Here is a 15,612-nt window from a genome sequence, read left to right on the forward strand (position 1 = left end):
TAAGGACGCGGGTTCAATTCCCGCCATGCACGATTGCATGGCGCAAATGTGAGGGCGGTAGCAGCGCCGCAGCAACCTTCGTCGACGGCTCAGAGCTCGCCGTACGAATGCAGCCCCGACAGGAACATGTTGACCCCCAGGAAGGCGAACCCGGTGATCAGCAGTCCCACCAGCGCCCAGTACGCCGCCATGGCTCCGCGCAGGCCCTTGATCAGGCGCATGTGCAGCCAGGCGGCGTAGTTCAGCCAGACGATCAGCGCCCAGGTTTCCTTGGGATCCCACTGCCAGTAGGCGCCCCAGGCATCGGCAGCCCATAGCGCCCCCAGCACGGTGGCCACGGTGAAGAACGCGAAGCCCACCGCGATGGCGCGGTACATGATGTCGTCCAGCACCTCGAGCGAGGGCAGCGCCTGCGCGATGCGGCGCCGCGCGGCCAGGATGCAGCCGGTGATGACGGCGCCCACGCCGCCATAGATCATCCACGTGGCCGACAGGCCCTCGGTGCGAAACACCATGGGTTCGGCGCACAGCAGCACGCCCAGGATGAACAGCGGCGCCAACCTGGCCCACGAGGCGGTCTGCCCGTGCTGCTTCACCAGATACGCGAAGCCCACCATGGCGGCCAGCGAGAACGTGCCATAGCCGATGAAATTGGCCGGCACGTGCAGCTTCATCCACCAGCTTTTCAGTGCCGGCACCAGCGGCTGGATCTGCCCGGCGTCGCGCGTGAACGAATACCACAGCAGGAACACGATGGCCGACGAGATCACCAGCAAGACGAAGCCGCCCAACGCACGCGTGGCGTACTTGCGTTCGTAGTACAGGTAGAACAGCGCGGTGACCAGCGCGAACAGCACGAACACTTCGTACAGGTTGCTGACGGGGATATGGCCCAGGTCGGGCCCCATCAGATGGCTTTCGCGCCAGCGCACCAGCATGCCGGTGGTGCCGGCGAAGACGGCGCCCCAGGTAAGCGCCGTGCCCAGCCACGCGCTGGTGGGGCTGACGATGCCGCCCCAGTAGCAGACGGTGGCCAGCATGAACAGCGCGCACATCCACAGCACCGCCGATTGCGACGAGAACAGGTACTTCAGGAAGAACACCTGTTCGGCCCGCGCCAGGTCGTTCTGGTACAGCGTCAGCGCCAGGCCGACCGCCAGCGCACAGGCGAGCATCAGCACGCGCAGCGGCCGCCACAGCCAGCCCAGCCACACCAGCGACGGCACCAGGCCGCACAGGATGATTTCCTCGTAGTAGTCCATCGCGTGGCCGTAGCGGCTCAACGCGTAGCCGGCGCCCACGGCCAGCAGCAGGAAGAAGACCGCATCGGTCCAGTCGGGCCGGCCGCGGCGGGCGCGGCTGTCGCCGGTGGCCGAGACGATGTGCGGCCAGGGGGGCTGGGACGGCGGGGTCGTGGTGGTGGACATGGGGAACCTCAGGATCTGGGTGGCTGCGGTGCCAGCGCCTGCCGCAGGCGCTCGAATTCCTGGTTGAAATCGAGTGTACGCTTTTGCGAAGTCATGGCCGCCAGGATGTCGCTGCCGCCGCCGTGGGCCGCGGGATGCACCCATGCCCAGACGCGCCGGTCGCGCACGTAGAACATGGTGAAGATGCCGAGGATCAGCAACAGGCAGCCCAGGTAGACGGTGGTCTTGCCCGGCGTGCGGCTTACTTGGAAGACGCTGGCCTGCACATGCTTGAAGTCGCTCAGCGCGAAGAAGGCCGGCGCCGGGTACATGGTGAGATCCGACAGCGCGGCCACCGCCAGGCGCGACCATTGCGCGGCGGCTTCGTCCTCGGACAGCGGGGCAAGATTGGAACGCTGGCGCTCGAGGCTGCGCAGCTCGGCCACGCTGGCGCCCAGCAGGCGCACCACCACGTCGGCGGCGCGCTCGAGTTCGCCGGGCGGCGTGTTGGCCTGCAGGAAGTCCGCGATGGCCTGCAGGCCGCCGCCGGCAAAGGTTTCCAGCGCGCGCTCGGCCGCGGTCTGCAGCGGCGTGAGGTCGGTGCCCGCCGGCGCGCTGCGCTGCGCGAAACGCAGGGCAGCCTCGCGCCGCGCCGCGGGATCGTTCAGCAGCGCGCGCAGGCGCATGAACTCGTCCACCGACCCGTTCTCGTCCACCGGAATGCGCACATAGCGGAAGGGCTCGCCCGCGTTGTTGCGCACGCCCGCCAGCAGCACCTGCGCGCCGTCCAGCGTGACGGGCAGCATGTAATTGCGGAATTCGTGGGCCTGTCCGGCCTGGTCGATCAGGCGGTACTCGACGCTGGGTCCGACGTTGCGCAGGTTCTCGTTCTTCTTGCCGGCCGCGCTGCCGGCCACCGAGGCCACATGCTCGCCCAGCGTCAGCGCGGGCGAGTCCTCGGGCCTTCCGCCGGACAGGTCTTCGACGTTGATGGGCCGCAGCGCCGTGATGTCCAGCTGCATGGAATAGGGCTTGCCCTGTGCGCCGGTGGCCGTCACCTCGGACTGCTTGCCCACTGTGCCGTCCACCTTGAAGGTGCCGCCGTCGGCGCCCGCCAGCGGATAACCGGTCAGTTGCACGCTGCTGCCGCCGTCGTCGAAGCTGGACTGGTACACGGTGACGCCCTTGTAGCGCAGCGGTTCGTTGACCTCGATGGTGGCGTCGAAGGTGTGGCCGTTTTCCGGGTCCACCACCTCGACCTCGCTGGCGAAGCGGCTGGGCATGCCGGTGGAGTAGTAATCGACGATGAACTTCTTCAGGCGCAGCGAGAACGGCAGCGGCTGCACCAGTGCGCCGTCGCCCACCATGATGACCGCGGTGCCGACCTGACCCCCCTCGGGCACCAGCACGCTGGCGCGGAAGCTGGGATTGTCGACCGACAGGCGCCCGCTGGGAGGCACGTCGGCGATGAGCATGTTGTCCACGATGGGCTGCTTGCCGCCCAGCATCACCTGCAGGCGAACGGCCAGTTCGCTATCGAGCAGCCCGCCGATGCAGATGATGACCATGGCGGCATGCGCGAAGATGTAGCCCAGGCGATTGGCGCTGCCCTTCTTGGCCGCCAGCATCACGCCCTCGCCGTCGCGCCGCTCGCGCACGGCATAGCCCAGCTGTTCCAGCACGGCGCGCGCGCCCGCGGCGGTCTGCTCCACCGGCATGGGCTGCACCGTTTCCACGCGATGCGGGAAAGAGCGCAGGCTGCTGGCGCGCACGTGCTCTCGGAACGAGCGGGCCTCGCGCAGCATCTTGGGCGCATTGCGCACCAGGCAGATCGAAGTGGACACCACCAGGAACGCCATGATCAGCAGGAACCACCAGCTGTTGTAGACGTGCCAGATGGAGAACTTGTCGAACACCTCGAACCAGAACGGCCCGAACTGGTCGACGTAGTTGTTGGACGCCCGGTTCTGCGCCAGCACCGTGCCGATCACGCTGGCCACGCAGATGAACATCAGCAGGCTGACGGCGAAACGCATCGAGCTGAGCAGCTCGATGAGTTCGCCGGGCAGGCTGCGCAGCGACGGGCGGGATCGGGAAGCGGATGGATTCATGTGAAAAAGGGGAACCGCGGCGGCGCGGCTCCCCTTTATGGACAACGCATTGCGGAAACGGGTTCCGCACGCGAGTGTGTCGACGGCGGCGACGGCGCCCGACGGGCGGTGCCGGCAGCCGTCATGTTAGCGCAGGCCTGCCGCGTAATCGGCCACCGCCTTGATGTCGGCATCCGTCATGCGGTTGGCGATCTCGTGCATGGGCGCGCTGTTGTTGCGTTCGCGGCTGCGGAACAGCTTGAGCTGTTCTTCGAGGTACGCGGGGAACTGTCCGGACAGGCGCGGATACTGGCTGGGTATGCCGGCGCCATTGGCGGCATGGCAGGCCGCGCAGGCAGGCACGCCGCGGTCGGGCAGGCCGCCGCGCCAGATCTTGCGGCCCAGGTCGACCAGGTCTTTCTGGCCGGCCGTGGCGGGCTGCTTGAGCGACTGCTGCGACAGGTACAGGGCCACGTTCTGCATGTCCTGCGGCGTCATGGAGAGCACCAGCGGCGTCATGGGCGTGGGATTGCCGCCCGGGCCGTTGCGCGCGGGCGCCGAGGCGCCGTCCTTGGGCTTGAAATCGGTGAGCTGCTTGACGAGGTACTCGTGCGGCTGCGCGGCGAGGTTGGGATTGGCCGGTATGGAGCTGTTGCCTGCCGGCCCATGACAGGTGACACAGGCGATGATGCCCCGCGAGGCGTCGCCCTGGGTGAACAGTTGTTCGCCCTTGGCGGCATCGGGCTTGGCGGGCCCAGCGGCCGCTTCGGCGGCGTGACTGACATTGAACGCGGACACGGCCAGCAACAGTCCGCTTGCTACCAACATCCGGGACAGCACATGCTTCATGTGTAAACCTCGACGATCGGTATCGATCAAGGCGCGATGAATACCGCACCTCATGCCTGCCCGCACGCATGCTGCTAGCACATAGCGTATTCCACGCGATTGGCCGCGGGCCAATCGAATGGCTTTACGTATTGTCTCCGGCCTCCCCGCCCGTGTCCTTGTTTTTGATCAGAATCGCGGACGAATTTGCCGGTCCCTCGCGCGGGGACCACTGTTGCAAACGCCGGATTATACAATAGGGATTGCAATCAACCGTCCTGGCCTTCCCCGTGTCCCTTCTGCATCGCGCCTCGTTCTACATCTCAGCGGCCCGGCTCGACCAGCTGCCGCCCCCAGGGGCGCCCGAGGTCTGTTTCGTCGGCCGGTCCAATGCCGGCAAGTCCTCGTCCATCAATGTGCTGTGCAACCAGCGCCGGCTGGCCTTCTCCAGCAAGACGCCCGGCCGCACCCGCCTGATCAACCTGTTCGGCCTGCCCGATCCCGTCACGCCAGGCGAACAGCTCGGCTTCCTGGTCGACCTGCCCGGCTACGGCTATGCGTCGGTGGCTCACCGCGAGAAAGAACAATGGGCCGACATCCTGGGCGGCTATCTGCGCGACCGCGCCTCGCTGGTCGGCATCGTGCTGCTCATCGACATCCGCCGCGGCGTCACCACGCTGGACCGCCGGCTGGCCGACTTCATCGCCCCCACCGGCAGGCCCGTGCTGGCACTGCTTACGAAGGCCGACAAGCTGCCGTATGGCCAGCGCATACGCGCCGTGCAGACCGTGCGCAAAGAGCTTGCCGACATCGGCGCGCTGCACACCGTGCCGTTCTCCGCCACCGAGCGCATCGGCCTCGAAGAAGCCACCGAAGCGATCGAGAACTGGATATCTCCGAAGGTCGTACCATGAATCCGCACATCATCTCGCCCGCCTTTCCCGCCTCGCGCCCGCGCCGCCTGCGCCGCGACGACTTCACGCGCCGGCTGGTGCGCGAGAACGCCCTTACCGTCAATGACCTGATCTATCCGGTGTTCGTGGCCGAGGGGCGGGGCCTGCAGCAGCCCGTGGGTTCGCTGCCCGGCGTCGTTCGTTATTCGCCCGACACGCTGCTGCCGGTGGCCGAACGCTGCGTGAAGCTCGGCATCCCGGTGCTGGCGCTGTTCCCGGTGATCGATCCCGCGCTGAAGACGCCCGACGGCATCGAGGCCACCAACCCCGACGGGCTCATCCCGCGCGTGGTCGCGCAGATCAAGCAGCGTTTTCCGGAACTGGGCGTGCTGACCGACGTGGCGCTGGACCCCTACACCAGCCACGGCCAGGACGGCCTGATCGACGAGCAGGGCTACGTGCTGAACGAGCCCACCGTCGAGATCCTGATCCGCCAGGCGCTGGTGCAATCGCATGCCGGCGTGGACATCGTCGCCCCCAGCGACATGATGGACGGCCGCATCGGCGCCATCCGCCAGGCGCTCGAAGACGCGCAGCACATTCACACCCGCATCATGGCGTATTCGGCCAAGTACGCCAGCGCGTTCTACGGCCCGTTCCGCGACGCGGTGGGCTCGGCTTCGAACCTGGGCAAGTCGAACAAGCAGGCGTACCAGATGGATCCGGGCAACATCGACGAAGCCCTGCGCGAAGTGGCTGCCGACCTGCAGGAAGGCGCCGACATGGTGATGGTCAAGCCCGGAATGCCCTACCTGGACGTGCTGCGCCGCGTGAAGGACGCTTTCCGCGTGCCCACCTTCGCCTATCAGGTCAGCGGCGAGTACGCGATGATCAAGGCCGCCTCGGCCAATGGCTGGCTGGACCACGACAAGGTGATGATGGAATCCCTGCTGGGCTTCAAGCGCGCCGGCGCGGACGGCATCCTGACGTACTTTGCCGTCGAGGCGGCCACGTTGCTGCAGGCGTGAACCGCCGATGCGCGGGACCGGCGCGGCGCCGAGGCGCCACGAGGTTCGCGCCCTTCAGCGTTCAGCGGGCTAGCGCCTGATCCAGCGTCGCGGCGAAGCGGCGCGCGTCCTGGAAGCCCACCACCCGAACCTCGGTAAGCTCGCGCCCGCCGGGCGCGAAGAACATGATGCCGGGCGGGCCGAACAGGCGGAAACGCTTGAGCAGCGCGCGGTCGTCGGCATTGTTCTGCGTGACGTCGGCCTGCACCAGCTCCATGCCCGCCATGCGCGCGGCAACCTCGGGATCGGTGAAGGTGAAGCGCTCCATCTCGCGGCACGACACGCACCAGTCGGCATAGAAATCCAGCATGACCGGACGGGTGCTGCGGGCCAGCACCGCGTCGAGTTCGGCATTGCTGCGCACGCGCTGGAACCGCACGCGCTCGGCCTGGACGCTCGCCGCAGCGCCGTCCGATGACGCGCGCGCCGCGGCCAGGTGGCCCAGCGGCTGCAGCACGTCGCGCCCGCCGCTGACCGCCCCCACCAGCCAGGCCGTGGCCGCCAGCGCCAGCAGCAGGCCCAGCCCCTTGCCGAACATGCGGCCCGCGCCCGCGCCGGCCGGCAAGGCATCGAAGGCGCGCAGCATCACCGCCCCCACGATGGCCAGGAACGACCAGCCCAGCATCTGCACCCAGGTGGGCAGCACGGGTATCAGCATCCACCACGCCGTGGCCAGCAGCAGCATGCCGAACAGGCGCTTCACCCCTTCCATCCACGGGCCGGTGCGCGGCAGCAGCGTACCCGCCGAGGCGCCCACCAACAGCAGCGGCACGCCCATGCCCCAGGCCAGCGTGAACAGGGCCGAGCCGCCCAGCAGCACGTCGCCCGTCTGCGAGATGTACAGAAGCGCGCCGGCCAATGGCGCGGCCACGCAGGGTCCCACGATGAGCGCCGACACCGCGCCCATCAGCACCGCACCCGTGGCGCGGCCGCCTGGAATGCGATTGGAGCGTTCGGCCAGGCGCGCCTGCATGCCGGCCGGCACCTGGAAGGTGAAGACGTCGAACATGGCCAGCGCCAGCAAGGCCAGCAGCAGCGCGAAGACGCTCAGTATCCAGGGGGTCTGCAGCCAGGCGGCGAGCCCGGCGCCGCTGAGGCCCGCGGCCACGCCCAGCGCCGTGTAGACCACCGACATGCCCAGTACATAGGCCGCCGCCAGGCCCAGGCCGCGCCAGCGCGACGGCGGCTGCGCACCGCCCAGCACCACCGAGGACAGGATGGGAATCATGGGCAGCACGCACGGCGTGAACGCCAGCAGCAGGCCCAGCAGCAGGAATACGCCCGCGGTCTTGAGCCACCCCAGATTGGCCAGTGCCCCGGCCAGCCCCACGTCGCCGGCCTGCAGCAGCGAACCCAGACCGGCAGCGGCGCCCTGCCCGCCCGGCGACGATGCGGTGGACGCCCCGCCTGGAGCGGCCTGCGGCAGCGCCAGACCGCCCGCCCCGCCGCCCAGCGAGAGGCCCGGCGCGCCCTCTAGACCCGGCGCGCCTTGCGGCCCCTGCGCGACCACGGCATAGCCCTCGCCTTGCGGAGCCAGCCGTACGACGTGGTCGGCCGGCGGGTAGCACAGGCCAGCGTCCGCGCAGCCCTGGCTGGTGACCGTGACGGTGACAGGGCCGCCTGCGCCCGCCGCCAACGGCACGCGGATGGCGAGGTCACGGTGGTAGACCTCCATGTCTTTCTCGAACGTGGGGTCGTATTTGACTTCGCCCGGCGGATAGACGGCCTCGCCGAGTATGGCGGGCTGCGCGGACAGCGCGAAGCGTTCGCGGTACATGTAGTAGCCGGGCGCGACGCGATAGCGCAGCTCGAGCGTGTCGGGCGCCGTGATGACGGCGCTGAAGGCAAAGGCCTCTTCGGGAGGCAGGAAGTCGGCCTCGGTGGCCGCGGCGGCGCCGCGGCAGGCCAGCAGCGCCCCCAGTGCCAGCAGGCACACCAACGCCCACATCCGCAGACACGCGAAACAAAGGTTGCCGGATGACGCCGCTGCTGCTTGCTGCCGCATGGAATTCTCTTATTGCGCTGCGGGCGGGCGCGTCTGCTCGCGCACCCAATCCAGGTAGGAATCGAGCCCGCCGATGACGGGCACCACGATGACTTCGGGCACTTCGTAGGGATGCAGCCGCGCCAGCGCCCGCACCACGTCCTGCTGGCGGCCCCAGGTGGTCTTGATGGACAGCGGAATCTCTTCGGCGCCCTCGACCTCGCCCTGCCAGCGATATACGGACAGCGACGGCACGCCAAGGTTCACGCAGGCGGCCAGGCCGTCTTCGACCAGCACGTGGGCGATGCGCTTGGCCAGCAGCATATCGGGCGCATTGCTGATCACCAGTACCAGGTCGTCGTCGCGCAGCATGCGGGCCTCCGGTAAAAGATCGGCCCGAGACGGACCGCCGGGAGTATTTTATCGGCTCGGCCCATATCACCGCAGACGGAGACCTGCATGCCGGATGACTGCCTGTTCTGCCGCATCGCGCGGCGCGAAATTCCCGCCCACGTGGTGCACGAGGACGACGAGCTGTTCGCCTTCCTGGACATCCGCCCGGTGCGGCCGGGACACGTGCTGATCATCCCGCGCGAGCACTACGCATACTTCGAGGACATGCCGGCCGGGATCGCGGCGCGATCGCTGGCGCTGGGCCAGCGGCTGGCGCGCCGCATGAAGCAGCTGTACGGCGTGCAGCGCGTAGCCTTCGCCTACACGGGCATCCACGTGGCGCATGCCCACGCCCACGTGATCCCGATGCACCATCCGCAGGACGTCACGTCGACCCAGTACATCGCGCAGCGCGACCTGGACTTCGTCATGCCGCCCCAGGCGGATGCGGGCGAACTGGCGGACATCGCACAGGCTTTGCGGGCGGACGAGGAGCCGGCCGCGTAGGCGATAGCGCCCGCGCGTGCCGCGCGCGGGTCGGGCCCGGCCGTCCCGGTCACACCGGAACGTCCCGCACGCCATCCTCCGCGCGCGTGGCGGGCGTATCCGCCGCATGCAGCGCCAGTTGTTCGAATTCTTCCACGTCGTGGCCGCTGCACACGGCGACCTCGCCGCCATGGCGGCGCAGCAATTCCCTCAGACGCTGCTGGTTGCCCAGGCGCGCGCCGCGGTCGTGCTCCAGCATCCATTGATAGAAGCGCAGTCCGGGCGGACAGCCGGGCGAGTCCAGGTCCATTTCGCGGGAATGGAAATAGGCATCGCCCGCCTGCAGCAGCCAATCCGTCGGCCCCCCGCGAAGCGCGACGCCGGCATGTCCCATCGTGTGCCCCGGCAGCGGCACCAGCGCGATGTCGGGCGGCAGGCCCTCCAGCGGCCGTGCCCGCTTGAAGCCGTACCAGTCCTCGCCCTGCGTGTCGGGGTACATGCGCCAGCGCTGGCGCGACGACCACTGCTGCGGCCGGAACCGCTGCCGGTCCATCCAGCTGCGGCGCGCCAGCGCGACATCCCGTTCGGCGCGCAGCAGATGGATGGTGGCCCGCGGAAAGTCGTCCAGGCCGCCGGCGTGGTCGAAATCCAGGTGCGTCAACACGATGTGCCGGACGTCGTCCGCCCTGAAGCCCAGCGCCTCCACCTGACGTACCGCGGTCATCGCCTCGCGCCATTCGGGTTTCACCAGCGCTAGAAAGAACGCACTCAAGCGAGAGCGCGGATCGTGCACGTCGCGCAGCCCCAGGCCCGTGTCGATCAGCGCCAGCCCGCCCTGCGGCAGCTCGGCCAGCACGCAGTGACAGCACAGCCTGCCGCGCCAGGCCCAGAAGGGGGATCGGCCATCCATCATTCGCCCGCCGGCCGGGCAGGTCGATATGCAGTTCAGATGATGCAGGCGCATGGTGATGGTTCTCCCTCAGATGACGATGGTCCCCGCTCGGACCTCATCCCAGCACCGCCAGCGGCGGCGTGACCGGCATGCTTTCGCCGGCCTGCAGATCCCACAGCCGGCGGAACAGTCCGCCCGAACGCAATAGCTCGGCCAAGGTGCCGTCCTCCACCAGGCGCCCTTCCGAGAACACGACAATGCGGTCGTAGCGGGACAGCGTGGAAAGACGATGGGCCGCGGCCAGCACCGTGCGATCGCGCATCAGTTCCGCCAGCGCGCTCTTGACCAGCTGTTCCGAATGGCTGTCGAGCGCGGACGTCGCCTCGTCCAGCAGCAGGATCGGAGCGTCCTTCAGGAAGGCGCGGGCGATGCCGATGCGCTGCCGCTGGCCGCCCGACAGCGCGGCGCCGCGCTCGCCCACCACCGTGTCGTATCCCGCACTCAGCCGCGAAATGAACTCGTCGCAATGCGCCTGGCGCGCCGCCATCTCGACCTCGGCATCGGTGGCTTCCGGCCGCCCGTAGCGGATGTTCTCCAGCACCGTCCGCCTGAACAGGCTGATGTCCTGCGGCACCACGGCGATGGCCGCGCGCAGGCTGTCGTGCGTGACCTCGCGTATGGACTGCCCGTCGATCAGGATGCTGCCGTTTTCCACCACGTCCGCGCGCTGCAGCAGCGACAACAGCGTCGATTTGCCCGCGCCCGACGGTCCCACGATGCCGACCTTCTGGCCGCTGGGCACCACCATGGTCACGTCGTCCAGCGCGCAATGCCCGCCGGGATAGCAATAGCGCACCTGCTTCAGTTCGATTTTCCCGCCGTGGACGACCAGCGGCTTGGCATGGGGCACGTCCGGCGCGCCATGCGGCGGCGCCACCACGCCCAGCATCTCCGCGATCACGCCGAACTGCTGCGCCGTGGCCACCAGCGCCAATGCCAGGTCGCGCGAGCCGTGCAGGATGCGGAAGGTCAGCGCGCTGACCACGACCACGTCGCCCGAGCTGATAGCGCCTTCCTGCCACGACCACAGGGCCCAGCCCAGCATGGAGCCCGACATCACCCACAGGAACACGTCGTGGATCACACGCGCCTTCTCCACGTACATCCAGCTCTCGCGCTGCGCGCGCGCCTCCAGGCCGAGTTCGTGTTCCAGCCGCACGCGCTCGCGCTGCTGCGCGGAAAAAGCCTGCACGGCCCAGATGTTGGAGATGGCATCGACGATCTCTCCTCCGACCCGCGCGGACTGCTCGCCATAGGCCTGGTGCAGCCGCCTGCCGCGCACGCCGAAGCCGATGATGACCACGGCCACCACCAGCACGAAGCCCACCAACGCCAGCGCCATGCGCCAGTCCACCAGCGTCAGCACCACCACTGCCCCGAGGAAGTCCACGCAGGGCGGCACGATGGACCACGCCAGCGCGCCGAAGATCGCGCCCGCCGCCGACGCGGTGGCCGAGATGCGATTGCCCAGCGCGCCCGAATGGTGTTGGCGGAAGTACCGCATCGAGTGATTGCTGAGATAGGCGAACAGGTCGACGCGCATGTCGGCGCAAGCGCCTACGATGGCGCGGCACCCCAGCCAGCCTCCGGTGCGCCACAGGATCGACTCCACCGCGATCAGGCCAAGGAAGAACGCCAGCGGGCCCCACACGTTCGCGGAGACGCGTTGCGCGTCGGTCATCGCGTCCACGATCATCTTCATCCCATACTGGACCGCCACCGCGCAGGCGCCTGCCGCCACGATCACCGAGGCCAGCGAGGCGAAGCTCCAATGTCGCGCCCGCACGTAGCGCCACAGGAACGCGGCCGGACGGTTCGGGATGCTGCTGGATCTGGAAGCGCGCATGATCACGGGCCGCCGAGCGGCATGATGGCCGGCACGCCGGCCGGAATCCTGGCGGCGGCAAGGCCCCCTGCGGAGTCCGGAGCGTCCTCGAAGCGCGCGCGCTGGTGGCGTATTTCCCATGCAAGCGGCTGGTAGACCGGGCGGCTGCCGTCCGGCTGCGCCAGGCCCAGCAGCCCTGTCGGGCAGTGCCTGTCGTCGCCCCAGCCGGGATAGTCCGTGACGGGATAGATGCAGACGCCCAGTATGGACGCGCCCGCATGCCGCGCATGGGCGACCTCGTCGCACACGTACCGCAGCCATGAGGCGCGATCGCCGCCTTCCGCGCCCGTTTCGGACAGCACGATGGGACGCCGGTAGCGCCGTGCGATGAACTGCAGGATGTCGCGAAACGGCCGGTAGCGCGGATCGTGCCGCTCCACCATCAGTCCGTCCAGCACCCATTGGTTGTGCGGGTAGTAATTCACGCCAACGATGTCCAGGTAATGGGGCGCCCCGCCCAGCCCGGGTTCGCTCAGGCCGCAGATCATGTCCCAGGCATGGAACTGCGAGGCGCTGGCCGCAGCGGCCGCGTCGCGCCGCTCGTCATCCGGCGGGTGCACGTGAATGGCGGGATCGGCCATCACGAAACGGGCGCGCGGGTCGACCTGCCTGACGGCATCGATGGCGCGCAGCGTGGCGCGCACCAGCTGGCGCTTGAACTCGCCACCCCGCCCCGAGGCGGTCGGCCCGAAGTGCTGCATGTCGCCCCCGGCCCACGCCCAATACGAGATCTCGTTGACCGGGCAGTACAGCGGCACATCCGGCACTTCGTCGCGAATCAGGGCGGCCGCCGCGGCGGCGAACCGCCCGAACTCGTCGACGAACCGCGGCGTCCAGATGTCCAGCCACTCCGGCCATCCGTAGTGGCACAGGTCCCAGATGACCTGCGTGCCCTGCGCCCGCGCCGCCCGCACCATGGGCAGCAGGCTGGACCAGTCGTAGCGGCCGGGTGTGCGTCCGATATGGTGCCAGCGCATGCCGTCCCGAACCGTGCGCAGGCCGTGGTGCGCCATGGCCGCGTAGTCGCGGTCCGCCCAGCGCGCATGGCCGGTGCTCTCGAGCAGGTCGAGCCTGCGGCCATCCGGCATGCGATGGCACGAACACTCGAACCCGCCCTGCATGAAACTTCGAAACGGCGACGTCATCCTCGCCTCTACGCAGCGGCCAGCCGCGCGGCCGGTGGGGTCGCCACCGGCTTTCGGCTCTCCATGGCCGCGTACGTCGCCAGCGCCTGCGCCACCACCTGATCCATGTTGTAGTAGCGGTAGGTGGCCAATCGACCGACGAAATGCACGTTCGGCTCCGCATCCGCCAGGGCCTGATAGCGTTTCCACAACTCCGCGTTCTCCGGTCGAGGGATGGGGTAATAAGGGTCGCCTTCGGCGGACGGGTACTCGCGCGTGATGGCCGTCTTCGCGTGGTGCTGGCCGGTCAGGTGCTTGTACTCGGTGATGCGCGTGTACGGCACGTCCTCGGCGGGATAGTTCACCACCCCCACGGGCTGCAGCCATTCCTGGTCCAGCGTCTCGTGCCGGAATTTCAAGGACCGGTACGGAAGTCGTCCGTGCCGATAGCCGAAGTACTCGTCGATCGGCCCCGTGTAGACGAGCTTGTCGTAGCGCACGTCGTCGCGCACGCACGAGAAATCCGCGCACAGCGCCACGTCGATGTTGGGATGGTCCAGCATGTTCTCGAACATGCGCGTGTACCCGGCGGCGGGCATCTGCTGGAAGCTGTCCGTGAAATACCGGTCGTCCAGCGACATCCGCGCGGGCACCCGCGCCGCCACCGAGCGATCGAGCTGAGACGGATCCAGTCCCCACTGCTTGCGCGTATAGCCGCGAAAGAACTTCTCGTACAGCTCGCGGCCGATCTGCGACACGACGATGTCTTCCGAAGTCCTGACGTCGGCGATCGGCTCGGCCCGCTGCGCCAGGAACTGCCTGGCCTGGTCCTCGTCGAACGCGCGCCCGTACAAGCGGCTCAGGGTCGTCAGGTTCACCGGCATGGGCACCAGCAGTCCATCCACGCTGGCCAGCACGCGATGCTCGTACGGCCGCCATTCGGTAAAGCGCGACAGGTACGCGACGACCTTCTCCGAGTTGGTGTGAAAGATGTGCGGGCCATAGCGATGCACCAGTATCCCGTGCTCGTTCTGGTAGTCGTACGCGTTGCCGCCCACGTGGGGGCGCCGGTCGATCACCAATACGCGTTTACCCGAATCCTCGGCCAGCCGCTCGGCCAGCACGGTGCCGGCGAATCCCGCGCCCACCACCAGATAGTCGTAATGCCTGCCATGCGGCACCGCTGCCCGGCTGCGCGTGCCGCCCGCGCGCGGCAGCACGATGGGAGCATTGCGTGCCGCTGCGCGCGCACGGTTCATCTCGGTCCGCATGCCCTGCCAGGTACGCTCCCACGAGGTGCCGGCCAGGATCTGATCGGCCTGCCGCGCCACCGCGCCGGGATCCTTCATGTCTTCCAGCGCCCTTTCGGCGGCCTCGACGAAGTCCTGCGCCGTGGCGGCGATCCGTACCAGGCTGGTGTGTCCGTACGTGCGCACGACATCGGCGATCGGGGTGGACACGACGGGTCGCGCCCCGGCCAGATACTCGGGCGTCTTGGTGGGACTGATGTACCGCGTGGACGCATTCATGGCGAACGGCATCAACGCCACGCTCCAGCCCGCCAGATAGGCCGGCAGTTCGTCGTAGCGCTTGCTGCCCAGATAATGGATGTTCGGCGCCTGCGGCAGCGTCGCGGGATCGATCTTCACCACCGGCCCCACCAGCACGATCTGCCAGTCCGGGCGCAGCCGCGCCACCTCGGCCACCAACGGCCCGTCGAAACGCTCGTCCAGCACGCCGTAGAACCCCATGCGCGGCCGGCCGATGCGGGCCTGGTCCGGCGGTTGCGGCACGCTGCCGCGCGCCCGCTTGAAGTGCGGCACGTCGACGCTGCTGGGAAACGGGTGTGCATTGGGGTGCAGCTTGCGCTTGGACTCGTACAGGCTGTAGCCGCCGGTGAACACCACGTCGGCCCGTGCCAGCAACTGGCGCTCGTGCCTGATGAGCTCCGACGGCGCGCCCAGAAAGGCCGACAACTCGTCCATGCAGTCGTACACCACGAGGCCCGCGGACATATGGCTCGAGTAAGCCATGCTCATGGGGGTGTAGTACCAAAGCACGGGCTCTTCGATCTGCTCGCGCAGAATCAGCTCGTCCAGCAGGGCCTTCTGGTCCTGTTCCGCCTCGCGCGGACTGCGCTGCGCGCCGATGTGGGGGACGATCACGTGCACGCCATCCAATCGCACACGCTCTTCCAGCAGCGGTTCGCCCGCGCTGTCGCGCACCGGTTCTTCGACGTAGTAAACCTTCACGTCGCGCGCGAATCGCGACATCAGATGCTGCGGCCGCTGGTGCACGAAGTCCCAGCGCAGGTGCGAGAAACAGATGATCGATGGCCGGCTTCGCGTCAGCCAATCCTGGGGCGCGGCCGGGCGCCGCGACGTGTTGTTGCCCGTGCCGTTGTGGTGGTCAAGGTTGGATCGTTTCATTGCGGCCTCTCTGGTCCGGTCCAGCGAAAAGGTGAAGTCGATCCTTATCGCGGGCGTCGAGGCAAGACGCGCGTC

12 protein-coding genes are annotated in these 15,612 nt (G+C 68.4%); 3 read left to right on the top strand and 9 right to left on the bottom strand.

Features of this window, described 5'->3' with window-relative positions; translation table 11 throughout:
- Nucleotides 1-89: 89 nt before the first annotated feature.
- The 3 genes from ccsB to CAL15_RS23435 form a co-directional block, all read right to left on the bottom strand.
- Complete coding sequence (gene ccsB / locus CAL15_RS23425; RefSeq protein WP_086080704.1) at nucleotides 90-1,427, bottom strand: c-type cytochrome biogenesis protein CcsB; 1,338 nt, start codon at nucleotides 1,425-1,427, stop codon at nucleotides 90-92.
- Nucleotides 1,428-1,435: 8 nt separating this feature from the next.
- Entirely contained in the window at nucleotides 1,436-3,517 is a 2,082-nt protein-coding gene (locus CAL15_RS23430; protein WP_232468069.1) for a cytochrome c biogenesis protein ResB, read from the bottom strand.
- Nucleotides 3,518-3,643: 126 nt separating this feature from the next.
- Nucleotides 3,644-4,345, bottom strand: coding sequence for a c-type cytochrome (locus tag CAL15_RS23435; RefSeq protein WP_086080705.1), 702 nt, complete (start codon nucleotides 4,343-4,345; stop codon nucleotides 3,644-3,646).
- 269 nt (nucleotides 4,346-4,614) lie between these two features.
- Here CAL15_RS23435 and yihA point away from each other — a divergent pair, with 269 nt between their 5' ends.
- Both yihA and hemB read left to right on the top strand, forming a co-directional pair.
- Nucleotides 4,615-5,238: a ribosome biogenesis GTP-binding protein YihA/YsxC gene (yihA, locus tag CAL15_RS23440; protein ID WP_086081263.1), complete on the top strand. Its 624-nt coding sequence runs from the start codon at nucleotides 4,615-4,617 to the stop codon at nucleotides 5,236-5,238.
- The gene (gene hemB / locus CAL15_RS23445) at nucleotides 5,235-6,245 is read left to right on the top strand and encodes a porphobilinogen synthase (protein WP_086080706.1); all 1,011 of its coding nucleotides are present in this window, start codon (nucleotides 5,235-5,237) and stop codon (nucleotides 6,243-6,245) included. Before yihA ends, hemB begins: the two co-directional genes overlap by 4 nt.
- 61 nt (nucleotides 6,246-6,306) lie before the next feature.
- Here the strand turns inward: hemB and dsbD are convergent, their stop codons facing one another.
- On the bottom strand, nucleotides 6,307-8,289 hold the full coding sequence (gene dsbD, locus CAL15_RS23450) for a protein-disulfide reductase DsbD (RefSeq protein WP_086080707.1): 1,983 nt from the start codon (nucleotides 8,287-8,289) through the stop codon (nucleotides 6,307-6,309).
- 9 nt (nucleotides 8,290-8,298) lie between these two features.
- Nucleotides 8,299-8,640, bottom strand: a complete 342-nt coding sequence (gene cutA / locus CAL15_RS23455) for a divalent-cation tolerance protein CutA (RefSeq protein WP_086080708.1) — start codon at nucleotides 8,638-8,640, stop codon at nucleotides 8,299-8,301.
- Between the two features lie 87 nt (nucleotides 8,641-8,727).
- On the opposite strand from cutA, the gene CAL15_RS23460 reads away from it, so the two are divergent.
- Nucleotides 8,728-9,168 (top strand): HIT family protein, encoded by a 441-nt coding sequence (locus tag CAL15_RS23460; protein ID WP_086080709.1) that lies wholly within the window; start codon nucleotides 8,728-8,730, stop codon nucleotides 9,166-9,168.
- A gap of 49 nt (nucleotides 9,169-9,217) precedes the next feature.
- On the opposite strand, the gene CAL15_RS23465 is transcribed toward CAL15_RS23460, so the two are convergent.
- Genes CAL15_RS23465 through glf form a run of 4 tightly spaced genes read right to left on the bottom strand, consistent with a single transcriptional unit; the run spans nucleotide 9,218 to nucleotide 15,537 of the window.
- On the bottom strand, nucleotides 9,218-10,111 hold the full coding sequence (locus tag CAL15_RS23465) for an MBL fold metallo-hydrolase (RefSeq protein ID WP_086080710.1): 894 nt from the start codon (nucleotides 10,109-10,111) through the stop codon (nucleotides 9,218-9,220).
- A 43-nt stretch (nucleotides 10,112-10,154) separates the two neighbouring features.
- A complete protein-coding gene (locus tag CAL15_RS23470) occupies nucleotides 10,155-11,945 on the bottom strand; it encodes an ABC transporter ATP-binding protein (RefSeq protein WP_086080711.1) in 1,791 nt (596 codons plus the stop codon).
- A gap of 2 nt (nucleotides 11,946-11,947) precedes the next feature.
- Nucleotides 11,948-13,129, bottom strand: coding sequence for a beta-glucosidase (locus CAL15_RS23475; RefSeq protein ID WP_086080712.1), 1,182 nt, complete (start codon nucleotides 13,127-13,129; stop codon nucleotides 11,948-11,950).
- Between the two features lie 8 nt (nucleotides 13,130-13,137).
- On the bottom strand, nucleotides 13,138-15,537 hold the full coding sequence (gene glf, locus CAL15_RS24825; RefSeq protein WP_198299108.1) for a UDP-galactopyranose mutase: 2,400 nt from the start codon (nucleotides 15,535-15,537) through the stop codon (nucleotides 13,138-13,140).
- Nucleotides 15,538-15,612: the final 75 nt, after the last annotated feature.

Source organism: Bordetella genomosp. 13 (assembly GCF_002119665.1).
Classification (GTDB): Bacteria; Pseudomonadota; Gammaproteobacteria; order Burkholderiales; family Burkholderiaceae_B; genus Bordetella.

What these genes read in the sequence shown, in the direction of transcription:
- CAL15_RS23475 (WP_086080712.1), bottom strand. Translation starts at nt 13,129, where the DNA reads ATGACGTCGCCGTTTCGAAGTTTCATGCAGGGCGGGTTCGAGTGTTCG.
- hemB (WP_086080706.1), top strand. Translation starts at nt 5,235, where the DNA reads ATGAATCCGCACATCATCTCGCCCGCCTTTCCCGCCTCGCGCCCGCGC.
- cutA (WP_086080708.1), bottom strand. Translation starts at nt 8,640, where the DNA reads ATGCTGCGCGACGACGACCTGGTACTGGTGATCAGCAATGCGCCCGAT.
- CAL15_RS23430 (WP_232468069.1), bottom strand. Translation starts at nt 3,517, where the DNA reads ATGAATCCATCCGCTTCCCGATCCCGCCCGTCGCTGCGCAGCCTGCCC.
- CAL15_RS23460 (WP_086080709.1), top strand. Translation starts at nt 8,728, where the DNA reads ATGCCGGATGACTGCCTGTTCTGCCGCATCGCGCGGCGCGAAATTCCC.
- dsbD (WP_086080707.1), bottom strand. Translation starts at nt 8,289, where the DNA reads ATGCGGCAGCAAGCAGCAGCGGCGTCATCCGGCAACCTTTGTTTCGCG.
- glf (WP_198299108.1), bottom strand. Translation starts at nt 15,537, where the DNA reads ATGAAACGATCCAACCTTGACCACCACAACGGCACGGGCAACAACACG.
- CAL15_RS23435 (WP_086080705.1), bottom strand. Translation starts at nt 4,345, where the DNA reads ATGAAGCATGTGCTGTCCCGGATGTTGGTAGCAAGCGGACTGTTGCTG.
- ccsB (WP_086080704.1), bottom strand. Translation starts at nt 1,427, where the DNA reads ATGTCCACCACCACGACCCCGCCGTCCCAGCCCCCCTGGCCGCACATC.
- CAL15_RS23470 (WP_086080711.1), bottom strand. Translation starts at nt 11,945, where the DNA reads ATGCGCGCTTCCAGATCCAGCAGCATCCCGAACCGTCCGGCCGCGTTC.
- CAL15_RS23465 (WP_086080710.1), bottom strand. Translation starts at nt 10,111, where the DNA reads ATGCGCCTGCATCATCTGAACTGCATATCGACCTGCCCGGCCGGCGGG.